Raw genomic sequence first — 22,389 nt, forward strand, 5'->3', positions numbered from 1 at the left:
GAAAAATTTTAATGTATAAAAAGTATTTTTTTTGACGATTAAAACATCCTTCAAAGAAGATGGAGGATGTTTTTTAGTTGATTTATTAATTAACTCGGTGACAACCTAATAAAAAGTTTTTATAAAAGCTTGCAGGTAAAAATTACTTTTTTACTTTTAGAGAAATAAAAAATCTTTTTAAAATTATAGAAAATTGAGAATTATATATAGACCATCAATTAAAACTAAATATTAGCACATTGATTTTTTTTATAATCTTTATTAGTATTAAAAAATAGAAATGAAAAAAATATTACTACTCACAATAATTACATTTATTTCTTACATTCAACTTTCAGCTCAAAAATTTGATAAGATATTGGAAAAATCTAATCTGAATTTTAATTATGGCATATCACATGATTTTTTTGCAAAAAGTATTGATAGTGGAGGGCCTGGTAATACTTTGGATTTAACTGAACGAGATGTTTGGGGTCAAATCTTTGGATTTGAATACAGCTATCGATTGAAAGGTAAAAATGAGATAGGTTTTGGGTTTTCAAAACAAGTCCATAGAAGAGTTTACAATCAATCGATAAATACTAGCTTTACCACAATAAATTTTGATGATAATCTATTAAGAAATTCAAAAAATTTCCACTCTATACATTGGAAAAGGCATCTAATTGAAGATAAACTTTTGACAACTGTTGGTTTCTATAATTTGAGATATCGAGATGAAGACATCGGGATTATAGCTATCTCTGACGAAACTATAGTAAATATTAGAAATTCAGTAAGAGTAATTGATTTTGGTGTTTGGGTTGGATTGGAATACTATTATGATATTAGAAATTTCCAGGTTGGATTAAGATCTAGATTATTCTACACACAAGGGTATAGCTTTGATAGTTTCGAAAGTTTTGAGTTTACTCCAGTGATCAAGTTCAAGCTCTAGAAATATAGTCGAGTAAGCTTATTAAATTTGATAAACTCCCTATATGATGAGAAATCAATTAGGGAGTTTTTTATATAAAATCAACCAACCCCTCCAATTTCATTCCCCTACTACCTTTGATCAGGATCAGATGATCTTCGAATTTGGAGTCTTGAAGCCAGTTTCGGAAGGAAAAAGGATCTGGGAAATAGAGTGCTTTCATCGGAGCTTTGGCCAAAGCCGCTTGAGTATGCTTTCCGGCAAAGCAGATTTTATTAAAATCATATTGGCTGACCAATTCACCTAATTTCTCGTGTTCGACTTGGGTGCTATCACCAAGTTCGTACATGTCGCCCAAGATGATCATCTTGTGTTTTTTCCCAGTCATCTCGCCAAAAGTCTTGATCGCCACTTCCATACTCGAAGGGTTGGCGTTGTATGCATCTAAGATGATCAAGTTGCTTCTCTTCTCGACCAATTGGGAGCGCATATTGGAAGGCTTGTAATTGACGATAGCCTGAACTGCCTTTTCTATAGGTACACCGAAAAACTTACCCAAAGTAATAGCAGTGGCGATATTTCCAAAGTTATATGCTCCTATCATGGAACTGAGATGTGTTGCTTCGCTTCCTTCTACTTTGAATCTTACAAAGGGATTGGCATCGAAAAATTCGACTTCACAGAAATCTCCTTTTGCAGGGTAGAGAATTGGATTTTCAAATCGCTTGGCCATGTTGGAAAGGATAGTATCTTGAGAATTGATAAAGACTGTTCCTTTGTTCTCTCTAAGATGTTGAAAAAGTTCTGTTTTTGTTTTCAATACACCCTCAGCTCCGCCCATTCCTTCCAAGTGAGCTTTCCCAATATTGGTGATAAACCCATGTGTAGGTTCTGCGATGTCACAAAGCTCTTTGATATCGCCTTGCTTGTTGGCGCCCATCTCTACAATCGCGATCTCGGTATCTTTTTCTATTGCGAGCAAAGTTAATGGCACTCCAATGTGGTTGTTCAGATTCCCTACTGTGGCTGAGGTTTTGAACTTTTGTTTTAGGACGACGTGAAGGAGTTCTTTGGATGTGGTTTTCCCATTGCTTCCAGTCAAACCAATAATTGGAATGCTGATTTGTCTTCTGTGATGCAGGGCAAGTTGCTGTAAAGCAGTCAAAACATCATCAACGAGAAAATATTTCGGGTCACTATTCGGGATTACTTTTGCTTCATCTACCACTACCAAAGCGGCACCTATTTCCAATGCTTGTGCTGCGAATGTATTGGCATTGAAATTTGGTCCTTTAAGTGCAAAAAATATATTTCCTTGATCAATTTTCCTTGTATCGGTGCTGATGCCTGAGGATTTGAGAAAGTGTTGGTAGAGAAGTTCGATGTTCATCATTAATTTTACAATTAGACTTTAAAATTAAGATATTCGAAACATCTTTATCAAAATTCTGTCGTTATTTATATCCATGATCAAGTATTTAACTTTTTTATTCCTTTTCACTTTGAGCGCAAGCTTTGCGCAAACTTCTTTTCAATTCGATCAAAATATAAATCTCACTCAAAATGGTGAAAATTTAGAATTGCCCTTTTCAGGAGGACTCAACGCCGCTCAGATCCAAACAATGGATGTGAATGGAGATGGTGAAGAGGAAATGGTCATTTGGGATATCAATGCCCGTCAGATTTCTATTTTTAAAATTGAAAATGGTGCTTACACTTTCTATCCTGAATTGGCTTACTATTTTCCTTCCGATGTAAATGGATTTTTGGTTCTAGCTGACTTTGATGGCGATGGAAAAAAAGATCTATTTACAAGTAGTCCTTTTGGAATTAGAGCTTATAAAAATGTCAGTTCTGTTGGTGCGACTTTTCCAAGTTGGGAATTAGCTCAGAATTTTTTAAGACTGGACAACAACTCGAATCTTCAAGCGAATAATCTTGATATTCCGCTAATCATGGATGTAGATGGAGATGGGGATTTGGATATTGTCACCTTCAATTTCGCTTCAGGGGATTTCTTGGAGTTTTACAGAAATACCTCTATCGAGCGAAAAGGGGTTGCAGATATTGATGGTTTTGCGTTTCCAGAGGCAAGATGGGGAGGCTTTGAGTTTTGTGGTTGTGGGGGTTTTAGTTTTGGAGTTACCTGTTCAGGCTTTCCAATCGGGAGGATACTTGATGATGAAAACAAAAGAATCCAACACGCTGGAGGGCACTCGATTTTATACTCGGATTTTGATGGAGATGGGATATTTGACTTGTTGATGGGACAGGATGAATGCAATCAACTTTATTATTTACCCAACAAAGGGACAAATAACAATCCTGTTTTTGATGAATTTGCGACCTCGATTCCTATGGTTGGGGAATTACCGGAGTTTCCTATTTTTCATGCTGCACAGCTGTGGGAAAATCAACTATTGATTAGTATCAATTCGTCATCTATAGCAGGGCCTTTTCGGGCTGATTATGCTAGAAATATATTTTCTGTTCCTCTTGACGGTGGGAGCTTGGAGCCTTTTCTTCAAAACCAGATGTTGGATTTGGGAGAAAATGCGAGGCCTTCTTTTCAAGGCAATAAGTTAAATGGGTCACTTCTACTCTCGGCAAATTCTTTAATCGGGAATCGGGTCGTAGGAAATTTGAATCGGATATCTGTTACCGATCAGGCTTGGGAATTTGTAGAGGAAGATTATTTAGGATTATCGGAACTTGATTTGACCGATTTGCAATTCCAGGCTTTTCGGAATGCACAAGGGCAAGAGAGTTTTTGGCTGGCGGGAACAGATACCGTGAATTTATCATTAGTCAAGAAGTTATTTTATGCTACACAGTCAAATCTTCAAAATCTTCAAGAAATTAATGTTCCGGGCATAACGCCAAGACCTCTGGATCATTTTGAGTTTTTCTCTTTTGAGAATCAAAATTATGTTCTAATAGCAAGGCAAACAGGGGAGTTGATTTTATTTGAAGTGAATTTTTCTAATGCTTTGCCACAACTTAGTCTCTTGGAAAGGAATTTTTTAGGATTCCAAGATAATCCTTCATCTCGCAATCTCAACGTTCATGTTATTGCAGGGCAGCGACCGAGTTTGTATGCAGTAGATCAGCGAGGTGGTATATTTTTTATTGCCGATTTTATGAATTCAGGTGATAGGGAAGAGGTTTTGGTTAGAATAGGAGAAGAGTTTCGACCTACACGACTCGGCAGGAATACTTGGATCAATGCCATTCCCGATGCATTTGGCTCCAATTATGATTTGCTTTTGGGGACGACAGCAGGAGGTTTGATTTACCTCAAGGCTTCTGAAAATATTGATAGTCCATCAGGTGAAGAATTTTTGGTGAAAATATTCCCCAACCCTACTGATGGTCCCATTCGCATAATCGCAAATCAATCGGCAACGGTGAGGTTAATTAATGGTCTTGGTCAGGTTTTAATTGAAGGCATAGAAATTCAATCAAATCGAGAAATCGATTTGCAAGCAGCATTTTTAGCTCCAGGAGTGTATATCTTGAATTTTAGATTAGAAAATGGTGAGCAGGTCAGTAGGAGAGTGATTTTGAAGCCTTAATAACTCTCACTTTCGTTGGGGAAGTCTTTTGATTTGACGTCAGTGATGTAATCTTGAACAGCTTTAGTCATTATGTTTTGCAGATCAGCATACTGTCTTAGAAATCTTGGTTTGAACTCCTGGGTGATGCCAAGCATATCATGAACTACCAAAACCTGCCCATCTACATCACCACCTGCACCGATTCCGATGACAGGGATACTGACCGTCTCTGCTACTTTTTTGGCAAGTTTAGCTGGGATTTTTTCTAAAACAAGCGCAAAACAGCCAGTTTCCTCTAAAATCTTAGCGTCCTCAAGGAGTTTATTTGCTTCTTCCTTTTCTTTAGCTCTTACGGTGTATGTTCCAAATTTATAAATGGATTGTGGAGTCAATCCTAGGTGTCCCATCACGGGTACGCCGGCACTCAAAATTCTTGTGATAGATTCTTTGATTTCAGATCCTCCTTCTACTTTTACAGCATGTGCTCCAGATTCCTTCATAATTCTGATAGCTGACCGAAGTGCTTCCGAACTATTTCCCTGATACGACCCAAAAGGAATATCCACGACCACAAAAGCTCTTTTCACACCACGTACCACAGAACTTGCATGATAGATCATTTGATCCATTGTAATCGGCAAAGTCGTCTCGTGACCAGCCATGACATTGGATGCAGAATCTCCTACCAAGATGATATCTACTCCAGCACCATCCACAATGGTAGCCATAGAAAAATCATAAGCCGTGAGCATGGAGATTTTTTCTCCTCGAGATTTCATCTCTTGAAGTGTGTGTGTGGTGATTCTCTTGATATTGGAAGATTGGTGTACAGACATTTTGGGCTTAGTGAAGGTGGACAGAGTAATTGTCAGTGCTTAGGTTGACAGAAATATGTTCGTTGAGCGTGGTTGAAAGTTCTAATCCTGTGTAGTCAGGGGAAACGGGGAATAATTTATGACTTCTATTGACCAAGACTGCAAGCTCCATTTTTTTGATAGGAATCTCTAAAAAGGGTTTGAGTGCAAATGCTAAGGTTTTGCCAGTATTCAGTACGTCATCGACTAATATCAAGCATTTATTTTCCATGTCGATATTTTCAGACAAGGTTACATTTCCTTGGACAATTGCCATTTTATCTACAAGCACTTCTACAGATTCTACCTCCAATGGAGAGATCTCCTTTAATTTGTTGGCTAAAAGTTCTGCGAATATTCTTCCCATGCCAGATATTCCAGCAAAAATAACCTGGTTTTCTGTAGCGTTGCGCTCGTATATTTCATAAGCCATCCGCGTTATTTTCTGTTGAATTTGACGGTGGTTAAGTACCAAAGTTTTATGATCGATCATCTGAAGGTTTTCGAGTTTTTTTTAGAAAGTGAATTTACAGGAAATGATTTTGGTTTCAAACTTTTTTGACTTTCTAGCACACATTTATTCCTTAATGCTATCGGTGGTCATCTTCTTCATTGAGGATATTGATATAACTGTCATAGCGGTAAGGGTGAATATGACCTTTTTCCAATTTCTCCAAAACCACACAGCCGGGCTCGTTGATGTGGCGGCAGTTGTTGTATTTGCACTGACCAAGGTATTTTCTCATTTCAGGGAAATAGTGGGAGAGCTCAGAATCACTGATATCCAATATCCCGAACTCCTTGATCCCCGGAGTGTCTATCAAATATCCACCATTTGGAATCTCAAACATCTCTGCAAAAGTAGTCGTGTGTACTCCCTTCGCGCTGAATTTGGATATTTCTTGGGTGACTTGTTCTGCTTCTGGGATGATTTTATTGAGTAAGGTTGATTTGCCTACACCCGAATGCCCTGATAGCAGCGTAGTTTTTCCATTCAGCAAGGGCATAAACTGTTCCTGAAGATCACTTTCATCAAGGGCTGAGATTTCCAAAACATTATATCCCAAAATATTATAAATATCACGGATATCTTGGAGGTAATCGAGGTCTTTGTCCTTGTACTCTAAGTCCATTTTATTGACAATAATGCTTGCGGGAATCCTAAAACTCTCCGTGCTCACCAAAAATCTATCAATAAAACCTAGCGAGGTTCTAGGATTGCGAAGCGTAATAATTAAAAAAGCTTGATCAATATTAGATGCAATGATATGCGAAAAATGAGTCTTTCGGGTTGATTTACGGATGATATAATTTTCTCTTGGCAAGATTTCATCAATTGTCCAAGTAGGTTGCCCATCTTCTTTAGCGACAGTCACATAATCGCCCACAGCTATTGGATTTGTCAGTTTGAGGTCATCTTGTTTGAATTTTCCTCTCAATCGTGACTTCACAAGACCACTTTCGGTCTTGACAATATACCAGCTGCCTGTGGATTTGATTACCCTTCCGTTCATTTATTTTTGATTTTCGATCAATACCAACTCCACGATTTTTTTGGCACTTCCTAGATTTTCTTTTACCAATTTGTTTGCTGCTTTGCAAGTTTCTTGATAAAGTTCAGGGTTTTCCAACTCGGAGATAATAGTCTTCAGTTCATCAAAGGTAGCAACAGAACAGCTAGCGCCATAATCTAAGCTGATTTTTGCTTCAGGAAATTTTTTTGCTTTTTTGAGTTGACCAAAAATTACTGGAATACCGAATGCCAAAGGCTCCAAGATATTGTGTAATCCTTTTCCAAATGCACCTCCAACGTATGCGATAAAAGCATATTGGTAAAGCGATGAAAGCATGCCAACATTGTCTATGATAATTACTTCAGCACTTTTTTTCGTAGAGATTTGAGAAAATCTAATTGTCTCCTTATTTATTTTTCCTTCCCAATCTGTCATCGTACCGTCATGAATATCGTGGGGTGCTATGATGAAACTGTATTGGTCAGACTCATTGATAAAAGGAATCAAAATATTCATGTCTTGGGGCCATGCAGATCCGATTACTATTGTTTTTCTGTTTGTGATCAATCGTTTAATCTCTCCGAAATCAACTGGTGCTGCTTTGATTTGCGAAACGCGATCGAATCTTGTGTCCCCAGCAATACTGCTGTTTTTGATATCTATTTGATGCAGTAGATCAAGACTTCTTTCATTTTGAGTAAAGATATGATCAAAAGATTTCAGGATTTTTCTAAAAAAACCACCAAAAGGTTGGAAGTAAACTTGGTCCTCCCTCAAGGCGGCAGCAAAAAGGTAAAGCTGGATGTTTTGATTTTTAGCCTCCAAAATATAATTCGCCCAAAGGTCATATTTTACAAAAAAGGCCATTTTTGGCTCTAGAATTTTGAGAAAGCGCCTCGCATTTCTTGCAGTATCTATGGGAAGGTAGGTGATAAAATCCACATCTTCTTGTTTCTTTTTTCGAACGTTTTCATATCCTGATGGACTAAAAAAACTAACCACTACACTGAAGTCAGGTTTTTGCTTTTTAAGTTGGTGGATCACAGGCTTGGCTTGTTCGTATTCTCCCAGAGAGGCGACATGAAACCAGACAATTGGCTGCTTAGAAGTCTTTTTAAAATCCTCAAGAACTTGCCAAACTTTGTTTCTTCCTTTGACAAAAAGCTTGAGTTTCGGATTGGTATTTTGGAGCAAATTGGTAAGAATGGAGAACAGCTCCATTGAAAAATTGTATATCAATTTCATTTTTTAAAAGTAATTTATGTGTGGTTTATTAGGTTATCGGAAAATTAGAAATAATAATCCAGTAATTAAAGGGAATCAGTTTGAAAGAAAAAACGCCTCAATCAAAATTTGATCGAGGCGTTTGTAATTTTTTAAGATGTTAATCTTAGTTATTAGTCAAATAAGCAGACACACCTTCTTTGGTGGCTGTCATTGCTTCTTTTCCTTCTTCCCAGTTTGCTGGACATACTTCACCGAATTTTTCTACGTGCTGAAGTGCATCTACCAATCTCAAAGTTTCGTCAATGCTTCTTCCAAGTGGAAGGTCATTGATGGTTTCTTGTCTTACGATACCATTTTTATCAATCAAAAATGTACCTCTGAAAGCTACTGGAATACCTTCGAAAGTCAATTCACCTTCTTCATTGTAATTCCACTCTCCTGCCAATACGCCAAAATTGTGCGCGATAGTTTTTGCTGTATCTGCTACGATTGGGTAAGTTACGCCCATGATACCACCTTGTTCTTTTGGTGTGTTCAACCAAGCTAGGTGTGATTCTTCTGTATCCGTAGAAGCTGCTACTACTGCTACGCCTCTTTTTTCGAATTCAGCCAATTTTTCTTGAAATGCAAGGATTTCAGTTGGGCAAACGAATGTGAAATCTTTTGGATAAAAGAAGAATACAACCTCTTGTTTTCCGATGAACTGCTCTAAAGAAAAACCTTCAATGATTTCTTCACCATTGATTACTGCTGGAGCGTTGAAAACAGGTGCTTTTTTTCCTACTAATGACATAATTCTATTATTTTAATTGTGATAAGCTAAATTGTTCCTTATTTAATTTGGTAAATTCTATTATTCTGAAGCTCAAATCGATACTTGACTTTCAGTTTGTTTCAATATTTATCATTTTGATAAATTATAACTCATTTGATTTCCAAATTGTTATGCAAAATTAACGATAGTTAAAAATCTTTCAAAACTTTAGCCAAATGAAATTTTGTGTATTTTGAATTTTGTAAAAAAAGTGGTTTATAATGTTGATTATATTCAATCTATACTCAATGAAGTATTGGATTAAAATGTATCGCCAAATATTATTTTTATAAAATTTTGATTTTGTTATTTTTTGTGTCTCAAGTGTTTGATATCCTTAGTAAAATTTATTTATCTTGTACCTCGCTTACGTTTTAAAGTAAAGTTTATCGCATTCAATGGTTAAAGTATTATTCGTTTGTTTAGGTAACATTTGCAGATCACCTCTTGCAGAAGCTATTTTCAATCAAAAAGTTAAAGAAAGTAGCCTCACAATGAAGTTTAAAAGTGATAGTTGTGGAACCTCAGATTACCATATAGGAGAATTGCCTGATGAGCGAACACTTCAGTGTGCAGCAGATAAAGGTTTGGAAATCAATCATCGAGGGAGACAAATCAATCGAGTAGATGTTAGAGAGTTTGACTATTTGATAGCAATGGATAAGTCTAATAAAATCAATATCGAAAGACTTATAGATAGTAGTGGATTAAGGCATGAGCAGGTTTACCTTCTTAGAGAATTTCAGCCCCATCCAGACAATATTGAAGTTCCAGATCCATATTATGGTGGAATAGAAGCGTTCGAAAATGTTTACAATATCTTAGATGAATCTATCACTCATTTCTTAGAGTTTTTAAAAGAGGAGCATAAAGTTTATGTTTGATTTGAATGCCCGGTATGAACAAATACTTTTTTTAAGCTTTGGCAAAGAAATTACAATTAATCAATCTCGGTTAGTAGCAGCCGGTAACGTCAATCAAGGGATTCAGCTTAGTACAAGTGAAGGCAATTACTTTTTGAAAGTTAACTTTGAAGCCTTGAGAGATATTTTTGAAAAAGAAGCGCATGGACTTCAGCTTCTAGCGTCCAATTGCCCATTGACCGTCCCAGAGGTTTATCATTACGGTCAAATTGAGGATTATAATTATTTATTAATGGAATGGGTGGAGTCAGGTGAAAGGTCCACTGACTATTGGGAAAGATTAGGTGAAGGATTGGCACAACTACATATGGCTAGTCAGGAGTCATTTGGTTTGTCAGATTCAAATTATATTTCTTCACTTTCTCAAAATAACGTAATGACGACTACCTGGGTAGATTTTTTTATAGAGCAAAGGTTGGAACCGCTTATGGGGAAGGCTTATTTCGATGGGCTTATTGAAGAAGATTTTCTTAAAAAATTCAGGTCGATTTACCCCAAACTTCAAGAATTTTTTCCAAGGGAACGCCCGGCTTTATTGCATGGGGATTTATGGTCTGGAAATGTAATGGCCGACTCGAATGGTTTCCCCGCTCTGATAGATCCCGCGGTTTATTTTGGGAATAGAGAAATGGATATTGCTTTCTCGAGGATGTTTGGAGGTTTTGATCAGAGATTTTATGATGCTTATGATTCTGTATTTCCTCTGTCAGATGGGTTTGATGAAAGAAAGGACGTCTATAATCTCTATCCCCTGTTAGTTCACCTTTTACTATTTGGCAAAAGCTACCTTTCTGGAATTCAAAAGGTCATAACAAAGTTGATTTAAGTCAATTTGTAGACAATCTGGAAAGTCGTTCTAGTCACTTGTTCCAATAAGATCTCTTTATTTTTTAAAAGTTCGGTTACCATTTCCTCTGTATGATTTTTTACTGTCAGAAGTTGAAGCTGTTCATTGTATCTGATGTTAAAAATCGACTCGAGTTCTTTCATAAGTTTTTCCAATTTAAAGATCTGCTCGTCGATGACAATGGAGATGCTTATTGCTGAAGTTTGCAGAAGATTCACCTTGAGTTTGAGCTTTTCTAAAACCGTAAAAACCTGTTGAATGTGAGATTCATTAATGAAAGTGAAGTCTGTCACTCTGAAACTGACCAAGATTTGGTTGTCTTTGACTACAATGCAGGGTACGGTATTCAGCGTCGTGACGGTATGTATTTTAGTGCCCGCACCTTCTGGATTAAGAAAGGATTTGACATAGAGCGGGATACCAAGATTAGCTAGAGGCTTGATAGTTTTTGGATGAATCACTGATGCTCCATAGTACGTAAGCTCGGCTGCCTCTTTGTAATCTAGCTTATCAAATTTGATTGTTTTTTCAAATCTTTTGGGGTCAGCGTTGAGGACGCCTTCCACATCTTTCCAAATCGTAACAGCGTCTGCCTGCAGACAAGAAGCAAGAATCGATGCGGTAAAGTCAGAGCCTTCCCTTCCTAAAGTAGTGGTTTTTCCTGAAGTTTCTCTTCCTATAAATCCTTGTGTGATGACGGTATTATTTTCTAAAATGGGAGTCAGTTTGGAGACACAGTTCTGAGTGGTCTCTTCCCAATCAATTTTCGCAAATCTATAATCGCTATTTGTAGCTATTATTTCTCTAGCGTCTTGCCAAGCACATTTTATTTCTTTCAAGCTCAAAAATGATTGAACGATAAGTGTTGAAATTATTTCACCGTAGCAGATAATTTGATCATAGTATTCATCGTAATTCTCTGGTAATAAAGTTTCGTTTAGCATTTCCAATACATCGTGAAACTGCCCATCAAGTATATTGAAAATAGCATGGTTCTTCGGGAAGAGCTCCATACAAATGTTTATATGGTAGTCCCTAAAAATTGTATAATTCGAAGAAAAGGACTTTTTATCTAATTTTAGCTGCAATATAGTTTCAAGCGCATTTGTGCTCTTACCCATTGCCGAAATCACAATAATTGTTGGATTTTGCAATCGATTGAAAATAATATTGAATAGGTTTTTAATAGAATCTGCATCTTTTACAGATGCTCCCCCAAATTTGAAAACATTTACTTTTGACATAGAGAATTATGTTGTAATTTCAATTGTTCAATTTATAATTTGTACTTTTCTAAGATATGAAAATTAAGCCCTATATTCACAACGAGTCGTCGATTGCCTATTCGGTTGGAGAGACTTTAGACAGATTTATCAAAAAGAAACAAGATGATTTCACCTATGCTTCTGGAGAGTTGTCACAATTGCTACGTGATATCGCTCTAGCCACAAAGATAGTAAATCGAGAGACCAATCGAGCTGGTCTTGCTAATATTGGCGGAGCCTTCGGGCAAACCAACGTACAAGGAGAAGAACAGCAAAAGTTAGATGTTATTGCAAACATTCGTTTTACAAGAGCACTGACAAAGGGAGGAGAAGTTTGTGCAATTGTATCAGAAGAAGATGATGAAGTCATAGATCTTCAAAACAGCTCTGGAAAATATGTTGTCGCAATTGATCCACTAGATGGCTCGTCAAATATTGATGTTAACATTTCCATCGGAACCATATTTTCAATTTATAGAAGAGTGACGCCAATCGGCAGCCCTATCCAATTAGAGGATATCATGCAGCCTGGTAACAAACAAGTAGCCGCGGGATATGTGCTTTATGGTTCTTCGACGATGTTGGTTTACACGACAGGTTGTGGTGTCAATGGCTTTACTTACGAGCAATCATTAGGTGAGTTTTTTCTGTCTCATCCAGATATGAAAGCTCCTGCTGATGGGAAAATATTCAGTATCAATGAAGGTGGATACAATCAATTTGATCAAGGGCTGAAGAATTATCTAAAAGTTTGTAAAGAAAGAGAGTACAGCGCAAGATATATCGGGAGTTTGGTAGCTGATTTCCATAGAAATCTTCTAAAGGGTGGAATTTACATCTATCCAGCAAATCCTAAAAACCCTAACGGGAAACTTAGATTACTTTATGAAGCCAATGCGCTGGCATTTATCGCGGAACAGTCAGGAGCATCTGCTACCGATGGAGAAAATAGAATTTTGGATATCCAACCCACGTCTTTACATCAAAGGACTCCGCTTTATATCGGGTCAAATATTATGGTAAAAGAAGCAATGGGCTTTTTGGCAAAAGAAAAAGTATAAGAAAGTCTAATGCATAATTAAGAATATCTTCTTCGGATTTCGATCTTCTTCATTTGTCTCTGGATAATAGCTTGTGCCAATTCTTTCGACATGCTTTCTGGATCAGCATGATGAAGAATCTCTTTGAGACGCTGTTCACCCAAATCGATCCTGTAGCAGATTTGAAGTAATCTTTCGAAGTCCCGATTTAGCATTTGATGAATGATTGGGGTAAGGAGGGCTAAAAGCTGCTCTTCTGCATCTACGTCATTCTTTGACTCAATTTCAAAGTCTTTTTTGATCAATTGAAAAGTCTCTTGTATAAATTGATTTTCCATACATCATGAATTATGAAACAAAAAACTCGCAGATGTAGATTTACAAACTGCGAGTTTTTTTATGGTTAAAAAGAGCTTTTTAAGCTTCTTTTTCTTCTTCGCTTTGCTCTTCTGTTTGCTCTTCTAGTACTTCAGGAGCATAATTTCTTATGATTTTATACCAAGACACTAACTTTTTGATATCAGAAGGATAAACCTTGTCTTCGTCAAATTCAGGGAGGACATGCTTTAAAAAAGCCTTTAATTCATCCCCGTCAGCTGTGCTGTCTAAGCCAAGGTCTCCTTTGAACTCAGCCTCAATTTTAATCATTATATCTTCAAGTGGAGAAGCGCCTTCTTCTGTCATGGTGTAAATAGAGATTTCACTCAAAACAGACACTCGTTGGTTTGCACCAACTACCAATTTCCCTTTTTTATCATCCATAGACTCTAAAATCACTCCGCTACGCGTAGGTTTCAAAATCTTATAAAGGCCTGCTTTGCCTGATACTGTCGCTATTTCGTTAAATTTCATAGTCACGTTTTCTTAAAATAAGTTTGCAAATATAGAACTTCGCTTCAAAAGCCCAAGCCCTAGTTTGTTTGGCCTCGATATTCTTCTACTTGCTCTTCAATAAATGTTACGACCTCATTTTTCCCATCTCCCGAAGTGGCAGAAGTGACAAAATATAAGGGAGCTTCTTCAAAAATAGCTTTTGAAGCCTTAATGAATTTCGCTACTGTAGACTGAGTTTTAGGTTTTGATTGTTTGTCAGCTTTGGTGAAGAGCAGGACAATAGGAATATCACTCTCCCCGCACCAAGTAATGAATTCCAAGTCGATTTTCTGTGGTTCAAGCCTACTGTCTATAAGTACAAAAAGAGCCACGAGATTCTCTCTATTGACCAAATAGTCTTTGATCATGCCTTCCCAATCAGCTTTCAGACTCTTGCTTACTTTAGCAAATCCATAACCCGGCAAATCCACCATATACCATTTGTTGTCCACAACAAAATGATTGATTAACTGTGTTTTTCCAGGTTTTCCAGAAGTTTTCGCAAGATTTTTGTTATTAGCAAGCATATTGATCAACGAGCTTTTGCCAACATTAGACCTACCAATAAAAGCAAATTCAGCTTTGTCCGGAACAGGGCACTTATTGTGGTCTGTATTGCTAATTAAAAAGGTTGCATTTTTGATCATGATGTTAATTTTTGTACAAAGGTAATCCTTTCCTACTAAATTTTCTGATTTGCCAATTGATACTTCCTTTTTCCTGTATTCGAAAGCTTACAAATCAAGGTAACTTTATGCATTAATGTTCAACATTTTTCGATTGCTCAGGTTTACTTAGTAATATTGTAACTCCAAATAATTGAATTCATGTCAGTAGTACCATACAAAGAAAAAGACTCGGGTAAAAAAGAGCAAGTAGCAGAGATGTTTAACAACATCAGTAAGAAATATGATTTCTTGAACCATCTTTTGAGCTTGGGCATTGATATCATTTGGAGAAAAAAGGCTATCAAGTTATTGCAGCCCGATAAGCCAAAGTTCATTTTAGATATCGCGACAGGAACTGGAGATTTCGCAATTGAAGCCCTTGCGCTCAATCCTGACAAAATCATCGGTGTAGATATTTCTTCGGGAATGTTGGAAGAAGGGAAGAAGAAAATGAAAAAGCGTAAGCTTGATCATATCATCGACATGCAAATGGGTGATTCAGAAAAGCTGCTTTTCGAGGATAATAATTTTGATGCTGTCATCGTTTCTTTTGGTGTTAGAAACTTTGAGAATCTTGAAAAGGGTCTTGCAGACATGTATAGAGTTTTGAAGCCTGGAGGTAAAACAGTAATCGTGGAATTTTCCAAGCCAAAAAAATTCCCAATGAAACAAGGATATAACTTTTATTTCAAATATATTTTGCCTCAAATTGGCAAACTCGTTTCTAAGGATAATTCAGCGTACACATATTTGCCTGAATCGGTACAAGCTTTTCCTGACGGAGAAGATTTCCTAAACGTTTTGGAAAAAGTAGGCTTTAAAAACACAAAATGCAAACCACTGACATTCGGTATCAGCTCAATTTACATTGGAGAAAAGTAATTCTTTTAAGTCTTACACTTCTTGTTTCATTCAGTTCGGTTTTTGCTCAGGCAAGATTCAATGAGATCAGTCAGTCTGGACAAGATGATAAATTTATTTCTTACGGGTTTTTCCTGGCTACTCACACCAATTCTTGGAGATTAAAATATACCGAAGAGTTTCTCTCTGACCCAAACCTTCAAAGCATCATGCCTGTCTTTACACCTGGGTTTTCTCTAGGGTTTTTGGCGACCGTAAGAATTCATGATCAATTGAATCTTGTGTTTACACCGAAGGTTGCTTTTTATGAATTCAGAACTGATATCAATACTTTTAGTGGTGTTCCTGATGCGGAAATCAACGAAACCAATTTTTACACAACAGAAACAGTGATAAATGAAGCTACGATGGTAGAATTTCCATTGTTTTTTAAATACAAAGCGCAACGATTTAATAACTCAAGAATGTTTTTTACAGCGGGAGGTTCGGCTATGTTTCGCACAAAAGACCAAGAGGAGGCTGATATAGAGTCGATTGCTACTTTGGGAAGAGATTTTACAATTGATCTCGGACTTGGATTTGACATGTATTTCAAATACTTTAAATTTTCACCTGAAGTGAGATTTTCTCACGGTTTACTGGACATGTATAGACCCGAGGCAACAGATCCTGCATATGCAAGTTCTATACAGTCATTAAGAAGAAAAAGTATTACATTATACCTTAATTTTCAATGAGTTGCTTTTCTAAGCGCTAGAATCTTATAGTCTAATCAATCGGTTAGGCTTTTTTTGTGCTATTTCAAAGAGCTTGTATGAATAAGTTGGATATATTGTAAATAGCACCTACTTTCAAAACATGTGGATACTCCTACATATTTTACTAGCCATTCTGTGGATTGTTTTGAGTACTTCAAAATTCAAAATCCACCCTTTGATTGCTTTGTTTTTTGCTGCGATATATGTTGGCGTTACTGGTGGTTTGGGTTTTTTGGACAGTCTTGAAGTTTTCACTGCTGGCTTTGGAGCTTTGATAGGGCAAGTGGGAATGGTAATCATTCTAGGAAGCATATTTGGGATTTTACTTGATCAAAGTCGCGCAGCGATAAGCATTGCAAATTTTCTCTGGAATGGAATAGGTAAGCGTTTTCCTGCCTTGAGTACCACATTTTTGGGGTCTGTAGTTGGTATTCCCGTATTCTGTGATTCTGGGTTTATTCTTTTGAACCCTATCGGAAAAAATTTAGCAAAGACTTCTGGGTTTTCACCGCTCCTTTTCAGTATTTCATTGGCTGGTGGACTTTATGCAACACATATTTTGATTCCACCTACGCCAGGTCCTCTAGCAGTCGCAGGGTTGATGGGGATGGGGTCTTATTTGGGAAAAGTTTTAATCATAGGACTAGCAGTTTTGATTCCTGTGATTTTGGTGACAGCTTGGTGGGCAAGAAAATTGAAGGTAACTCAGGTTGAATCAATTGAAAACACACCTGACCAACCTACTGAATTCTATCAGAACACCTCCGTTTTTTGGTCTGTAGCTACGATTGTCATCCCTTTGCTTTTGATTACTTTGGGTAATTTGGAGCAGTTTTTTCAGAATGAAAGTATTATAAGCGCTTTGGGTATTCTTGGACATCCCATTATCGCCATCTCAGTTGGGATGGGTATCGGCTTTCTAAAATTAAGAAACCCTACTGATGGGCAATTTTTGGTAAAAGCATCTTTTGAAAAAGGGATTTTAACAGCTGGGCCAATTTTGGTTTTGACAGGAGCAGGAGCGGGGTTTGGTGCTGTTCTGAAAGGCTTAGGCTTGGAAGAGCTGATTCAAGGATCATTGCTAAGTTCTGAAAATGGTCTTTTCTGGATTTTGATTGCATTTAGTATGGCAGCATTTTTTAAAACAGCACAAGGCTCTAGTACTTCTGCAATGGTGATCAGCGCTTCAATATTTCTAAGTATTGTTCCTGCTAGTTTGGTGGTAAGCTCAACTCAATCTGCTCTTTTCATTGCTGCGATTGGTGCTGGAGCAATGACTGTGTCCCATGCAAATGACAGTTATTTTTGGATTGTGAAGGAGTTTTCGGGACTTTCGGTAAAAGAAGCCTTGAAATACTATACAAGTTTGACAGGTTTGATGGGGCTGACCGCATTATTGATGGTGTTATTTTTGCACTTTATTTTAATCTAATGTGAAAACAATAAAACCTTATATTATGATATTTCTATCATTAATTGCCTCAGTACTCTTAAGTTATGGAAGTGAAGAGTTTACAGCTCCAATACCACCAAATCAAGATAACAATCCATTTTCTTTAGGTAGAGTTGGTAATCAGGAAGATGTTCAGACAAGCTCAGAAACAGGAGTGATCTTGATGGGCGGAAGTACGGATGTAGACCAAGCATTCAGTTGGATGATCGAAAAATCAGGTGGAGGGGATATAGTTGTGATCCGAGTCTCAGGGGCAGATGCTTACAATAACTATATTTTAGGATTAGGTAATGCCAACTCTGTAGAAACGTTAAAGATCACATCTTTGGAAGCTGCTAACGATATTCGGGTTTTTGAGACCTTAAAAAATGCTGAGGGAGTCTTTATCGCTGGTGGTGATCAGTCCAATTATCTCAAATATTGGGAAGGAACCAAAGTCGAGGAAGCGCTTCAGTATTTGATTCATGAAAAGAAAATCCCAATCGGTGGAACAAGTGCAGGATGTGCCATCATGGGAGAGTATGTCTATACCGGTGAGAATGGAAGCGTGCTCAGCACAGAGGCCTTGGGAAATCCATTTGATACAAAGCTTACTGTAAGGGAATCGAGTTTGATCAATCATCCATTACTTCAAAATGTGATTACTGATCAGCATTTTTCGCAAAGAAATAGGGAGGGACGTTTAATCGCTTTCATGGCTAGAATCAGTGCTGAATCGACTTTTCCTATTAGAGCAATCGCAGTAGATGAAAAGACCGCAGTATTGATCGATTCCAATGGGGGAATTCAAATAGTGGGTCAAAATAACGCCTATTTTTTGGAGCAATCTGGTATGGCTCCTGAGATTCTCTCCCAAGGTGTTCCCCTAACCTGGGACTTGAATGAATCAGCAGTAAAAGTATTCAGGGCAAATGCATCTATCAATTTATCAAACCTGAATTTGATGAATTGGGAGTTTGACTGGACTAATTATTGGTTTGTTCAGCAAGGAGAGTTGGGAGTTAGGGATTTTTGATTTCAGATTCGCTTTTCTCTTCAATAATTTTTTGCACATCAACTTCTCTAATCCATCTTTGAGCAAGTGCATCTTCCGCAGCTTCAACGGTGTCGGAAACTAAAAGCATCTGCACACCAAGTTGAAGCATGGTAGTTTGAATTTGGAGAACCTCTTCTTTTCTTTTTTCGGCGACATGTCGAATGTAAATTCGCTTGACTCGTCCTGGGAAATCTTTGATGACTTCTAAGTAAATTTCAGGATCATACTGTCCTGAGTCACCGATTAGAATAAATGGAATATCTGGAACTAGCCTAAAAATCTTTTCTACTTGATTGAGCTTATGATCGAAGTGGCTTCCTGCAATAAATTGATCTCTCGATAAACCCAAATCCCGAAGCATCAGTGGTCCTTTTGGAATTTGGTGTACCACCAATAATTCCAGCAAAAAATCATATAAATTCCACGGGCTACTAGAGACATAGAACAAAGGGTTGTTTTCTTTTCCATCAGTTCCTTTTGCTAATGCTTGATAGAATGCAGCTACTCCTGGAAAAGGGATTCTTGAATATGCGTTCCCAAGAAAGGTGGTTTTGATCATTTCCCAAAATCTTGTAGCTCCTGTCGGAACGATGGTATCATCTACATCTGAGATAATTCCATATTCTACGAGCTTGGTAGGGATAAAAATATTGGCTTCAGTTTTCACCATTCCCTGTTTTGGCAAAACTTGATCTACAAGTTCAAGGTCAAAGACTCTCCAAGAGTGATCTGTTTTTGGGAAAGAATATTCTTTAATCTGAAACTCAAAGTATCCTTCTTCATCAGTCATCGTCGTCCATTGTTTACCTTCAAAACTTGCCGTAATTCTGATATTTGGAATTTCCCAAGTCATAAATCGCTTGTACATTTTCTTGAAATTCTTGAAGCGACTATCGTCTATTGTTGCGTATCCGACTTCTCTATTTCGGAGAACTCTTCCCAGCAAATAAACTTCTTTTTCATTTCCAAAACCAATATAGGGCATTATCAGGATGGATTTTACCAGACCTAGAGCAATCCCAATTCGGAGTTTGATCTTGGAGAGCAGGAGTTTGACAGAATAGAGAACTAAAAGAATGTGACGTTTGATAGGAGGTAATTTTTGGTGAGATTTAAAACTAGAGAATTATAGAGAACAATGCTAATTCTAAGATTTTTCCTTCTTGAACTTTTAACAGCCCTAATTTACTTACCTTTGCAGGATGGAAAGTACGGCAAAACAAGATATCAGAAAACTGACTTTAGCCCAATTGGAAGAATTTTTTGTTAGCAAGGGAGATAAAAAGTTTCGCGCCAAGCAGGTTTACGAATGGCTATGGCACAAATCTCTAAAAAACTTTGATGATATGACTAATATCTCCAAAGAAACTAGAGAAATGCTAAAGGACAACTTTGCGATCAACCACATCCTTGTGGATCTGATGCAGCATTCATCTGATGGGACGATCAAAAATGCAGTTAAGTTATATGATAGCAAAATCGTGGAATCTGTACTTATTCCTACCTCTAAAAGAATTACCGCTTGTGTTTCTTCGCAAGTGGGCTGCAGCTTGGATTGTAATTTCTGTGCAACAGCGCGATTGAAAAGAATGCGAAATCTAAATCCGGATGAGATTTACGATCAGGTAGTAGCGATCAAAGATGAAGCAGAGACGTATTTTAAAAGGCCTCTGACGAATATTGTTTTCATGGGCATGGGAGAACCGCTTTTGAATTACAACAATGTCATAGAGGCGATTGATAAAATCACATCTCCTGAAGGACTCGGAATGGCCCCCAGGAGAATCACACTCTCTACGGTGGGTATTCCCAAGATGATCAAAAAGATGGCTGATGATGGGGTGAGATTTAACCTTGCTATATCTCTTCACTCTGCGATCAATGAAACGCGAAGCAGGTTGATGCCAATCAATAATGTCAACCCTGTAGAGGATTTAGCAGATTCTTTGAAGTATTGGTATGAAAAGACCAAGCGAAAAGTAACTTATGAATATGTCATCTGGGACGGAATCAATGATGATGAAACTCATGCTCGAGCCTTAGCTAAATTTTGTAAAATCATCCCTTCCAAAGTCAACATCATTCAATACAATCCAATTGATGAAGGGGAATTTAGACAAGCGTCACAAGAAGCCGTAGAAATGTATGTGAGGATTTTAGAAAATCAAGGAATCATCGCCAAAGTGAGAAAATCAAGAGGCCAAGATATCGATGCTGCATGTGGTCAATTGGCCAATAAAAATGAAGTAGGAGAATTGGGCTCAGAGTAAATATAAGGTTCAAAAAAATAAGAATTCCGCTTCATATTTTGAATCCTCAGTTAAGCCTATTAATTTATCAAAAATTTAGGTTTTACTGAGGATTTTAATTTTAGCTCCTATGAAAAAAATAGTATTGATTTTGTGTTTCTCATTTTTGGTAGTATCACTCCAAGCACAACAACAAGGAGAGGCGAGGGTGATGGCAGGTGGGGACTATCGCTTGACAATCAAGGAATTGGGAACTTTCTTAGGTGCTGAATATTTTTTCGTAGATAAGTTCTCTTTAGCTCCATCTTTTACTGTTTGGTTTCCCGAAATCGGAAATTCTTTCAATTTAAATATGGATTTGAAATACTACCTTACCGAAGGAGTTTCTCAAGTTTATCTATTGGTAGGATACAGTAATTATTGGATCAATACGCAGCCTGGCGATGCTGGACTATTACAAACAAGACCAGGAGGTAATTTCGGTGCAGGTGCATTCATCAAAGCAACAGAACAATTTGGTTTCATTACTGAATTCAAAATGCAAAGTCAAAATACCCGTTGGCCAGTATTGAGGGTTGGCGCGGTGCTGAATTTGAATTAAAGCTTATTTCTTACTGAATTCAAAAAGTTTTCTTTTCTCTTCCTTGCTGAGTGCTTCATAGCCTTTATCGGCTATCTTATCCAAGATTTGATCGATTTCTTCTTGTGTAGCATCAGCAGACTTTGGGTACGACGCTGAAGTGCTTGAAGTGGTAGATTTTGTTGTTTTTTCTTCTGAGTAACTCTTCTTTTTATAGGTCACTTTGATCTTATTCTTGGCGGAAAATAAAGATTCAAAAAACTGCCCAACAGCCTGAACAGGTCTCCCCCAGTCGGATCCATTTCTCAATTGTAAGATATAGAAAAAACCCATCGCTGCTCCTCCAAGATGTGCCAATTCACCACCAGCGTTGCTACCTGCAGAATTAGCAAAAGCAATCACTACATAGAAAATCGCAATATATTTGATCTTTACATCCCCCAAAAGAAGAAGGCGGAATGTTGTATTGGGTGCTAAAGTCGCAGCACCAATAACAATGGCATACACGCCTGCACTCGCTCCGAGCATTTTTGAGGCAGAAACAACGTCGGTGAAAAGCGGTGAGATGTTGTACATCAAAACGTAAAACACAGCCCCAGCGATTCCACCTAAAATATAAAGGTTTGCCAATTTTCTGCTGCCTAGGTATTCGTTGACCAACATACCAAACCAGTATAAGAATATCATATTAAAAAGAATATGAAATATTCCCTCGTGCAAAAACATGTAGGTCAGAATGGACCAAGGCTGAAGTATGAATGTACCTAAATCAGCTGGCATCATTAAATAACCCAACAATAATTTGTAAAGGTCAGCTGCTCCAGCAAAGCTGAGGATAATTCTTGCAACTAAGATCCCAGCAAAGGCCAAAAGATTGATTGCAATAAGCTTATATAGGCTATTGTTATTGTACTTAAATGCATTTCTAAGGTTATCCCAAAATCCTCCGTACAT

At 37.4% G+C, this 22,389-nt stretch carries 23 protein-coding genes; 11 read left to right on the forward strand and 12 right to left on the reverse strand.

Annotated features, from left to right (window positions below; genetic code table 11):
• Positions 1-280: 280 nt before the first annotated feature.
• Positions 281-937 (forward strand): hypothetical protein, encoded by a 657-nt coding sequence (locus IEV57_RS10840; RefSeq protein WP_188442633.1) that lies wholly within the window; start codon positions 281-283, stop codon positions 935-937.
• Positions 938-1,007: 70 nt separating this feature from the next.
• Here IEV57_RS10840 and IEV57_RS10845 read toward each other — a convergent pair whose 3' ends face one another.
• Entirely contained in the window at positions 1,008-2,306 is a 1,299-nt protein-coding gene (locus IEV57_RS10845) for a UDP-N-acetylmuramoyl-tripeptide--D-alanyl-D-alanine ligase (RefSeq protein ID WP_188442744.1), read from the reverse strand.
• A gap of 76 nt (positions 2,307-2,382) precedes the next feature.
• Here IEV57_RS10845 and IEV57_RS10850 point away from each other — a divergent pair, with 76 nt between their 5' ends.
• A complete protein-coding gene (locus IEV57_RS10850) occupies positions 2,383-4,491 on the forward strand; it encodes a T9SS type A sorting domain-containing protein (protein ID WP_188442635.1) in 2,109 nt (702 codons plus the stop codon).
• Here the strand turns inward: IEV57_RS10850 and panB are convergent.
• The 5 genes from panB to IEV57_RS10875 form a co-directional block, all read right to left on the reverse strand.
• Positions 4,488-5,309 (reverse strand): 3-methyl-2-oxobutanoate hydroxymethyltransferase, encoded by an 822-nt coding sequence (panB, locus tag IEV57_RS10855; RefSeq protein WP_188442637.1) that lies wholly within the window; start codon positions 5,307-5,309, stop codon positions 4,488-4,490. The genes IEV57_RS10850 and panB overlap by 4 nt on opposite strands.
• Positions 5,310-5,316: 7 nt before the next feature.
• The gene (locus IEV57_RS10860; RefSeq protein WP_188442639.1) at positions 5,317-5,820 is read right to left on the reverse strand and encodes a phosphoribosyltransferase family protein; all 504 of its coding nucleotides are present in this window, start codon (positions 5,818-5,820) and stop codon (positions 5,317-5,319) included.
• A 97-nt stretch (positions 5,821-5,917) separates the two neighbouring features.
• On the reverse strand, positions 5,918-6,841 hold the full coding sequence (gene rsgA, locus IEV57_RS10865; RefSeq protein WP_188442641.1) for a ribosome small subunit-dependent GTPase A: 924 nt from the start codon (positions 6,839-6,841) through the stop codon (positions 5,918-5,920).
• The gene (locus IEV57_RS10870) at positions 6,842-8,086 is read right to left on the reverse strand and encodes a 3-deoxy-D-manno-octulosonic acid transferase (RefSeq protein ID WP_229744392.1); all 1,245 of its coding nucleotides are present in this window, start codon (positions 8,084-8,086) and stop codon (positions 6,842-6,844) included. It lies immediately after the preceding gene.
• Positions 8,087-8,231: 145 nt separating this feature from the next.
• The gene (locus IEV57_RS10875; protein WP_188442644.1) at positions 8,232-8,861 is read right to left on the reverse strand and encodes a peroxiredoxin; all 630 of its coding nucleotides are present in this window, start codon (positions 8,859-8,861) and stop codon (positions 8,232-8,234) included.
• A 419-nt stretch (positions 8,862-9,280) separates the two neighbouring features.
• On the opposite strand from IEV57_RS10875, the gene IEV57_RS10880 reads away from it, so the two are divergent.
• A complete protein-coding gene (locus IEV57_RS10880) occupies positions 9,281-9,766 on the forward strand; it encodes a low molecular weight protein-tyrosine-phosphatase (protein ID WP_188442646.1) in 486 nt (161 codons plus the stop codon).
• Positions 9,759-10,631, forward strand: coding sequence for a fructosamine kinase family protein (locus tag IEV57_RS10885; protein WP_188442648.1), 873 nt, complete (start codon positions 9,759-9,761; stop codon positions 10,629-10,631). The genes IEV57_RS10880 and IEV57_RS10885 overlap by 8 nt, the downstream gene beginning before the upstream one ends.
• On the opposite strand, the gene IEV57_RS10890 is transcribed toward IEV57_RS10885, so the two are convergent.
• Entirely contained in the window at positions 10,628-11,896 is a 1,269-nt protein-coding gene (locus IEV57_RS10890; protein ID WP_188442650.1) for an aspartate kinase, read from the reverse strand. The genes IEV57_RS10885 and IEV57_RS10890 overlap by 4 nt on opposite strands.
• Before the next feature lie 56 nt (positions 11,897-11,952).
• Here IEV57_RS10890 and fbp point away from each other — a divergent pair, with 56 nt between their 5' ends.
• A complete protein-coding gene (gene fbp, locus IEV57_RS10895) occupies positions 11,953-12,978 on the forward strand; it encodes a class 1 fructose-bisphosphatase (protein ID WP_188442652.1) in 1,026 nt (341 codons plus the stop codon).
• A 17-nt stretch (positions 12,979-12,995) separates the two neighbouring features.
• Here fbp and IEV57_RS10900 read toward each other — a convergent pair whose 3' ends face one another.
• The 3 genes from IEV57_RS10900 to yihA all read right to left on the reverse strand — a co-directional run bounded on the left by IEV57_RS10900 (position 12,996) and on the right by yihA (position 14,477).
• Entirely contained in the window at positions 12,996-13,295 is a 300-nt protein-coding gene (locus IEV57_RS10900; protein ID WP_188442654.1) for a hypothetical protein, read from the reverse strand.
• Between the two features lie 79 nt (positions 13,296-13,374).
• Positions 13,375-13,809, reverse strand: a complete 435-nt coding sequence (locus tag IEV57_RS10905; protein ID WP_188442656.1) for a DUF5606 family protein — start codon at positions 13,807-13,809, stop codon at positions 13,375-13,377.
• Positions 13,810-13,868: 59 nt separating this feature from the next.
• On the reverse strand, positions 13,869-14,477 hold the full coding sequence (gene yihA, locus IEV57_RS10910) for a ribosome biogenesis GTP-binding protein YihA/YsxC (RefSeq protein ID WP_188442658.1): 609 nt from the start codon (positions 14,475-14,477) through the stop codon (positions 13,869-13,871).
• Between the two features lie 180 nt (positions 14,478-14,657).
• Between yihA and ubiE the strand changes: the two genes are divergently transcribed.
• The 4 genes from ubiE (at position 14,658) to IEV57_RS10930 (ending at position 18,585) form a co-directional block, all read left to right on the forward strand.
• Positions 14,658-15,380, forward strand: a complete 723-nt coding sequence (gene ubiE, locus IEV57_RS10915; RefSeq protein WP_188442660.1) for a bifunctional demethylmenaquinone methyltransferase/2-methoxy-6-polyprenyl-1,4-benzoquinol methylase UbiE — start codon at positions 14,658-14,660, stop codon at positions 15,378-15,380.
• Positions 15,329-16,096, forward strand: a complete 768-nt coding sequence (gene porT, locus IEV57_RS10920) for a type IX secretion/gliding motility protein PorT/SprT (RefSeq protein ID WP_188442662.1) — start codon at positions 15,329-15,331, stop codon at positions 16,094-16,096. The genes ubiE and porT overlap by 52 nt, the downstream gene beginning before the upstream one ends.
• Positions 16,097-16,217: 121 nt before the next feature.
• On the forward strand, positions 16,218-17,549 hold the full coding sequence (locus tag IEV57_RS10925) for a GntP family permease (protein ID WP_188442664.1): 1,332 nt from the start codon (positions 16,218-16,220) through the stop codon (positions 17,547-17,549).
• A gap of 25 nt (positions 17,550-17,574) precedes the next feature.
• Positions 17,575-18,585: a cyanophycinase gene (locus IEV57_RS10930; RefSeq protein ID WP_188442666.1), complete on the forward strand. Its 1,011-nt coding sequence runs from the start codon at positions 17,575-17,577 to the stop codon at positions 18,583-18,585.
• Here IEV57_RS10930 and IEV57_RS10935 read toward each other — a convergent pair.
• Positions 18,572-19,591, reverse strand: a complete 1,020-nt coding sequence (locus IEV57_RS10935) for an App1 family protein phosphatidate phosphatase (protein WP_229744394.1) — start codon at positions 19,589-19,591, stop codon at positions 18,572-18,574. The genes IEV57_RS10930 and IEV57_RS10935 overlap by 14 nt on opposite strands.
• Positions 19,592-19,808: 217 nt before the next feature.
• Between IEV57_RS10935 and rlmN the strand changes: the two genes are divergently transcribed.
• Together rlmN and IEV57_RS10945 are read left to right on the forward strand one after the other, a co-directional pair.
• Entirely contained in the window at positions 19,809-20,876 is a 1,068-nt protein-coding gene (rlmN, locus tag IEV57_RS10940) for a dual-specificity RNA methyltransferase RlmN (protein WP_188442668.1), read from the forward strand.
• Between the two features lie 109 nt (positions 20,877-20,985).
• Positions 20,986-21,456 (forward strand): hypothetical protein, encoded by a 471-nt coding sequence (locus tag IEV57_RS10945; protein ID WP_188442670.1) that lies wholly within the window; start codon positions 20,986-20,988, stop codon positions 21,454-21,456.
• A gap of 3 nt (positions 21,457-21,459) precedes the next feature.
• Here IEV57_RS10945 and IEV57_RS10950 read toward each other — a convergent pair whose 3' ends face one another.
• Positions 21,460-22,389: a rhomboid family protein gene (locus tag IEV57_RS10950; protein ID WP_188442676.1), complete on the reverse strand. Its 930-nt coding sequence runs from the start codon at positions 22,387-22,389 to the stop codon at positions 21,460-21,462.

The sequence above is a fragment of the Belliella aquatica genome (assembly GCF_014637795.1).
Classification (GTDB): domain Bacteria; phylum Bacteroidota; class Bacteroidia; order Cytophagales; family Cyclobacteriaceae; genus Belliella; species Belliella aquatica.

Excerpts from the sequence above, each read along its gene's own strand:
- porT (WP_188442662.1), top strand. The coding sequence starts at position 15,329 with ATGCAAACCACTGACATTCGGTATCAGCTCAATTTACATTGGAGAAAA.
- IEV57_RS10885 (WP_188442648.1), top strand. The coding sequence starts at position 9,759 with ATGTTTGATTTGAATGCCCGGTATGAACAAATACTTTTTTTAAGCTTT.
- IEV57_RS10880 (WP_188442646.1), top strand. The coding sequence starts at position 9,281 with ATGGTTAAAGTATTATTCGTTTGTTTAGGTAACATTTGCAGATCACCT.
- IEV57_RS10935 (WP_229744394.1), bottom strand. The coding sequence starts at position 19,591 with ATGCCCTATATTGGTTTTGGAAATGAAAAAGAAGTTTATTTGCTGGGA.
- IEV57_RS10950 (WP_188442676.1), bottom strand. The coding sequence starts at position 22,389 with ATGTACGGAGGATTTTGGGATAACCTTAGAAATGCATTTAAGTACAAT.
- IEV57_RS10845 (WP_188442744.1), bottom strand. The coding sequence starts at position 2,306 with ATGAACATCGAACTTCTCTACCAACACTTTCTCAAATCCTCAGGCATC.
- IEV57_RS10870 (WP_229744392.1), bottom strand. The coding sequence starts at position 8,086 with ATGAAATTGATATACAATTTTTCAATGGAGCTGTTCTCCATTCTTACC.
- IEV57_RS10840 (WP_188442633.1), top strand. The coding sequence starts at position 281 with ATGAAAAAAATATTACTACTCACAATAATTACATTTATTTCTTACATT.
- IEV57_RS10905 (WP_188442656.1), bottom strand. The coding sequence starts at position 13,809 with ATGAAATTTAACGAAATAGCGACAGTATCAGGCAAAGCAGGCCTTTAT.
- IEV57_RS10875 (WP_188442644.1), bottom strand. The coding sequence starts at position 8,861 with ATGTCATTAGTAGGAAAAAAAGCACCTGTTTTCAACGCTCCAGCAGTA.
- ubiE (WP_188442660.1), top strand. The coding sequence starts at position 14,658 with ATGTCAGTAGTACCATACAAAGAAAAAGACTCGGGTAAAAAAGAGCAA.
- IEV57_RS10890 (WP_188442650.1), bottom strand. The coding sequence starts at position 11,896 with ATGTCAAAAGTAAATGTTTTCAAATTTGGGGGAGCATCTGTAAAAGAT.
- rsgA (WP_188442641.1), bottom strand. The coding sequence starts at position 6,841 with ATGAACGGAAGGGTAATCAAATCCACAGGCAGCTGGTATATTGTCAAG.
- IEV57_RS10900 (WP_188442654.1), bottom strand. The coding sequence starts at position 13,295 with ATGGAAAATCAATTTATACAAGAGACTTTTCAATTGATCAAAAAAGAC.
- rlmN (WP_188442668.1), top strand. The coding sequence starts at position 19,809 with ATGGAAAGTACGGCAAAACAAGATATCAGAAAACTGACTTTAGCCCAA.
- IEV57_RS10860 (WP_188442639.1), bottom strand. The coding sequence starts at position 5,820 with ATGATCGATCATAAAACTTTGGTACTTAACCACCGTCAAATTCAACAG.
- IEV57_RS10930 (WP_188442666.1), top strand. The coding sequence starts at position 17,575 with ATGATATTTCTATCATTAATTGCCTCAGTACTCTTAAGTTATGGAAGT.
- yihA (WP_188442658.1), bottom strand. The coding sequence starts at position 14,477 with ATGATCAAAAATGCAACCTTTTTAATTAGCAATACAGACCACAATAAG.
- IEV57_RS10850 (WP_188442635.1), top strand. The coding sequence starts at position 2,383 with ATGATCAAGTATTTAACTTTTTTATTCCTTTTCACTTTGAGCGCAAGC.
- IEV57_RS10945 (WP_188442670.1), top strand. The coding sequence starts at position 20,986 with ATGAAAAAAATAGTATTGATTTTGTGTTTCTCATTTTTGGTAGTATCA.
- IEV57_RS10925 (WP_188442664.1), top strand. The coding sequence starts at position 16,218 with ATGTGGATACTCCTACATATTTTACTAGCCATTCTGTGGATTGTTTTG.
- fbp (WP_188442652.1), top strand. The coding sequence starts at position 11,953 with ATGAAAATTAAGCCCTATATTCACAACGAGTCGTCGATTGCCTATTCG.
- panB (WP_188442637.1), bottom strand. The coding sequence starts at position 5,309 with ATGTCTGTACACCAATCTTCCAATATCAAGAGAATCACCACACACACA.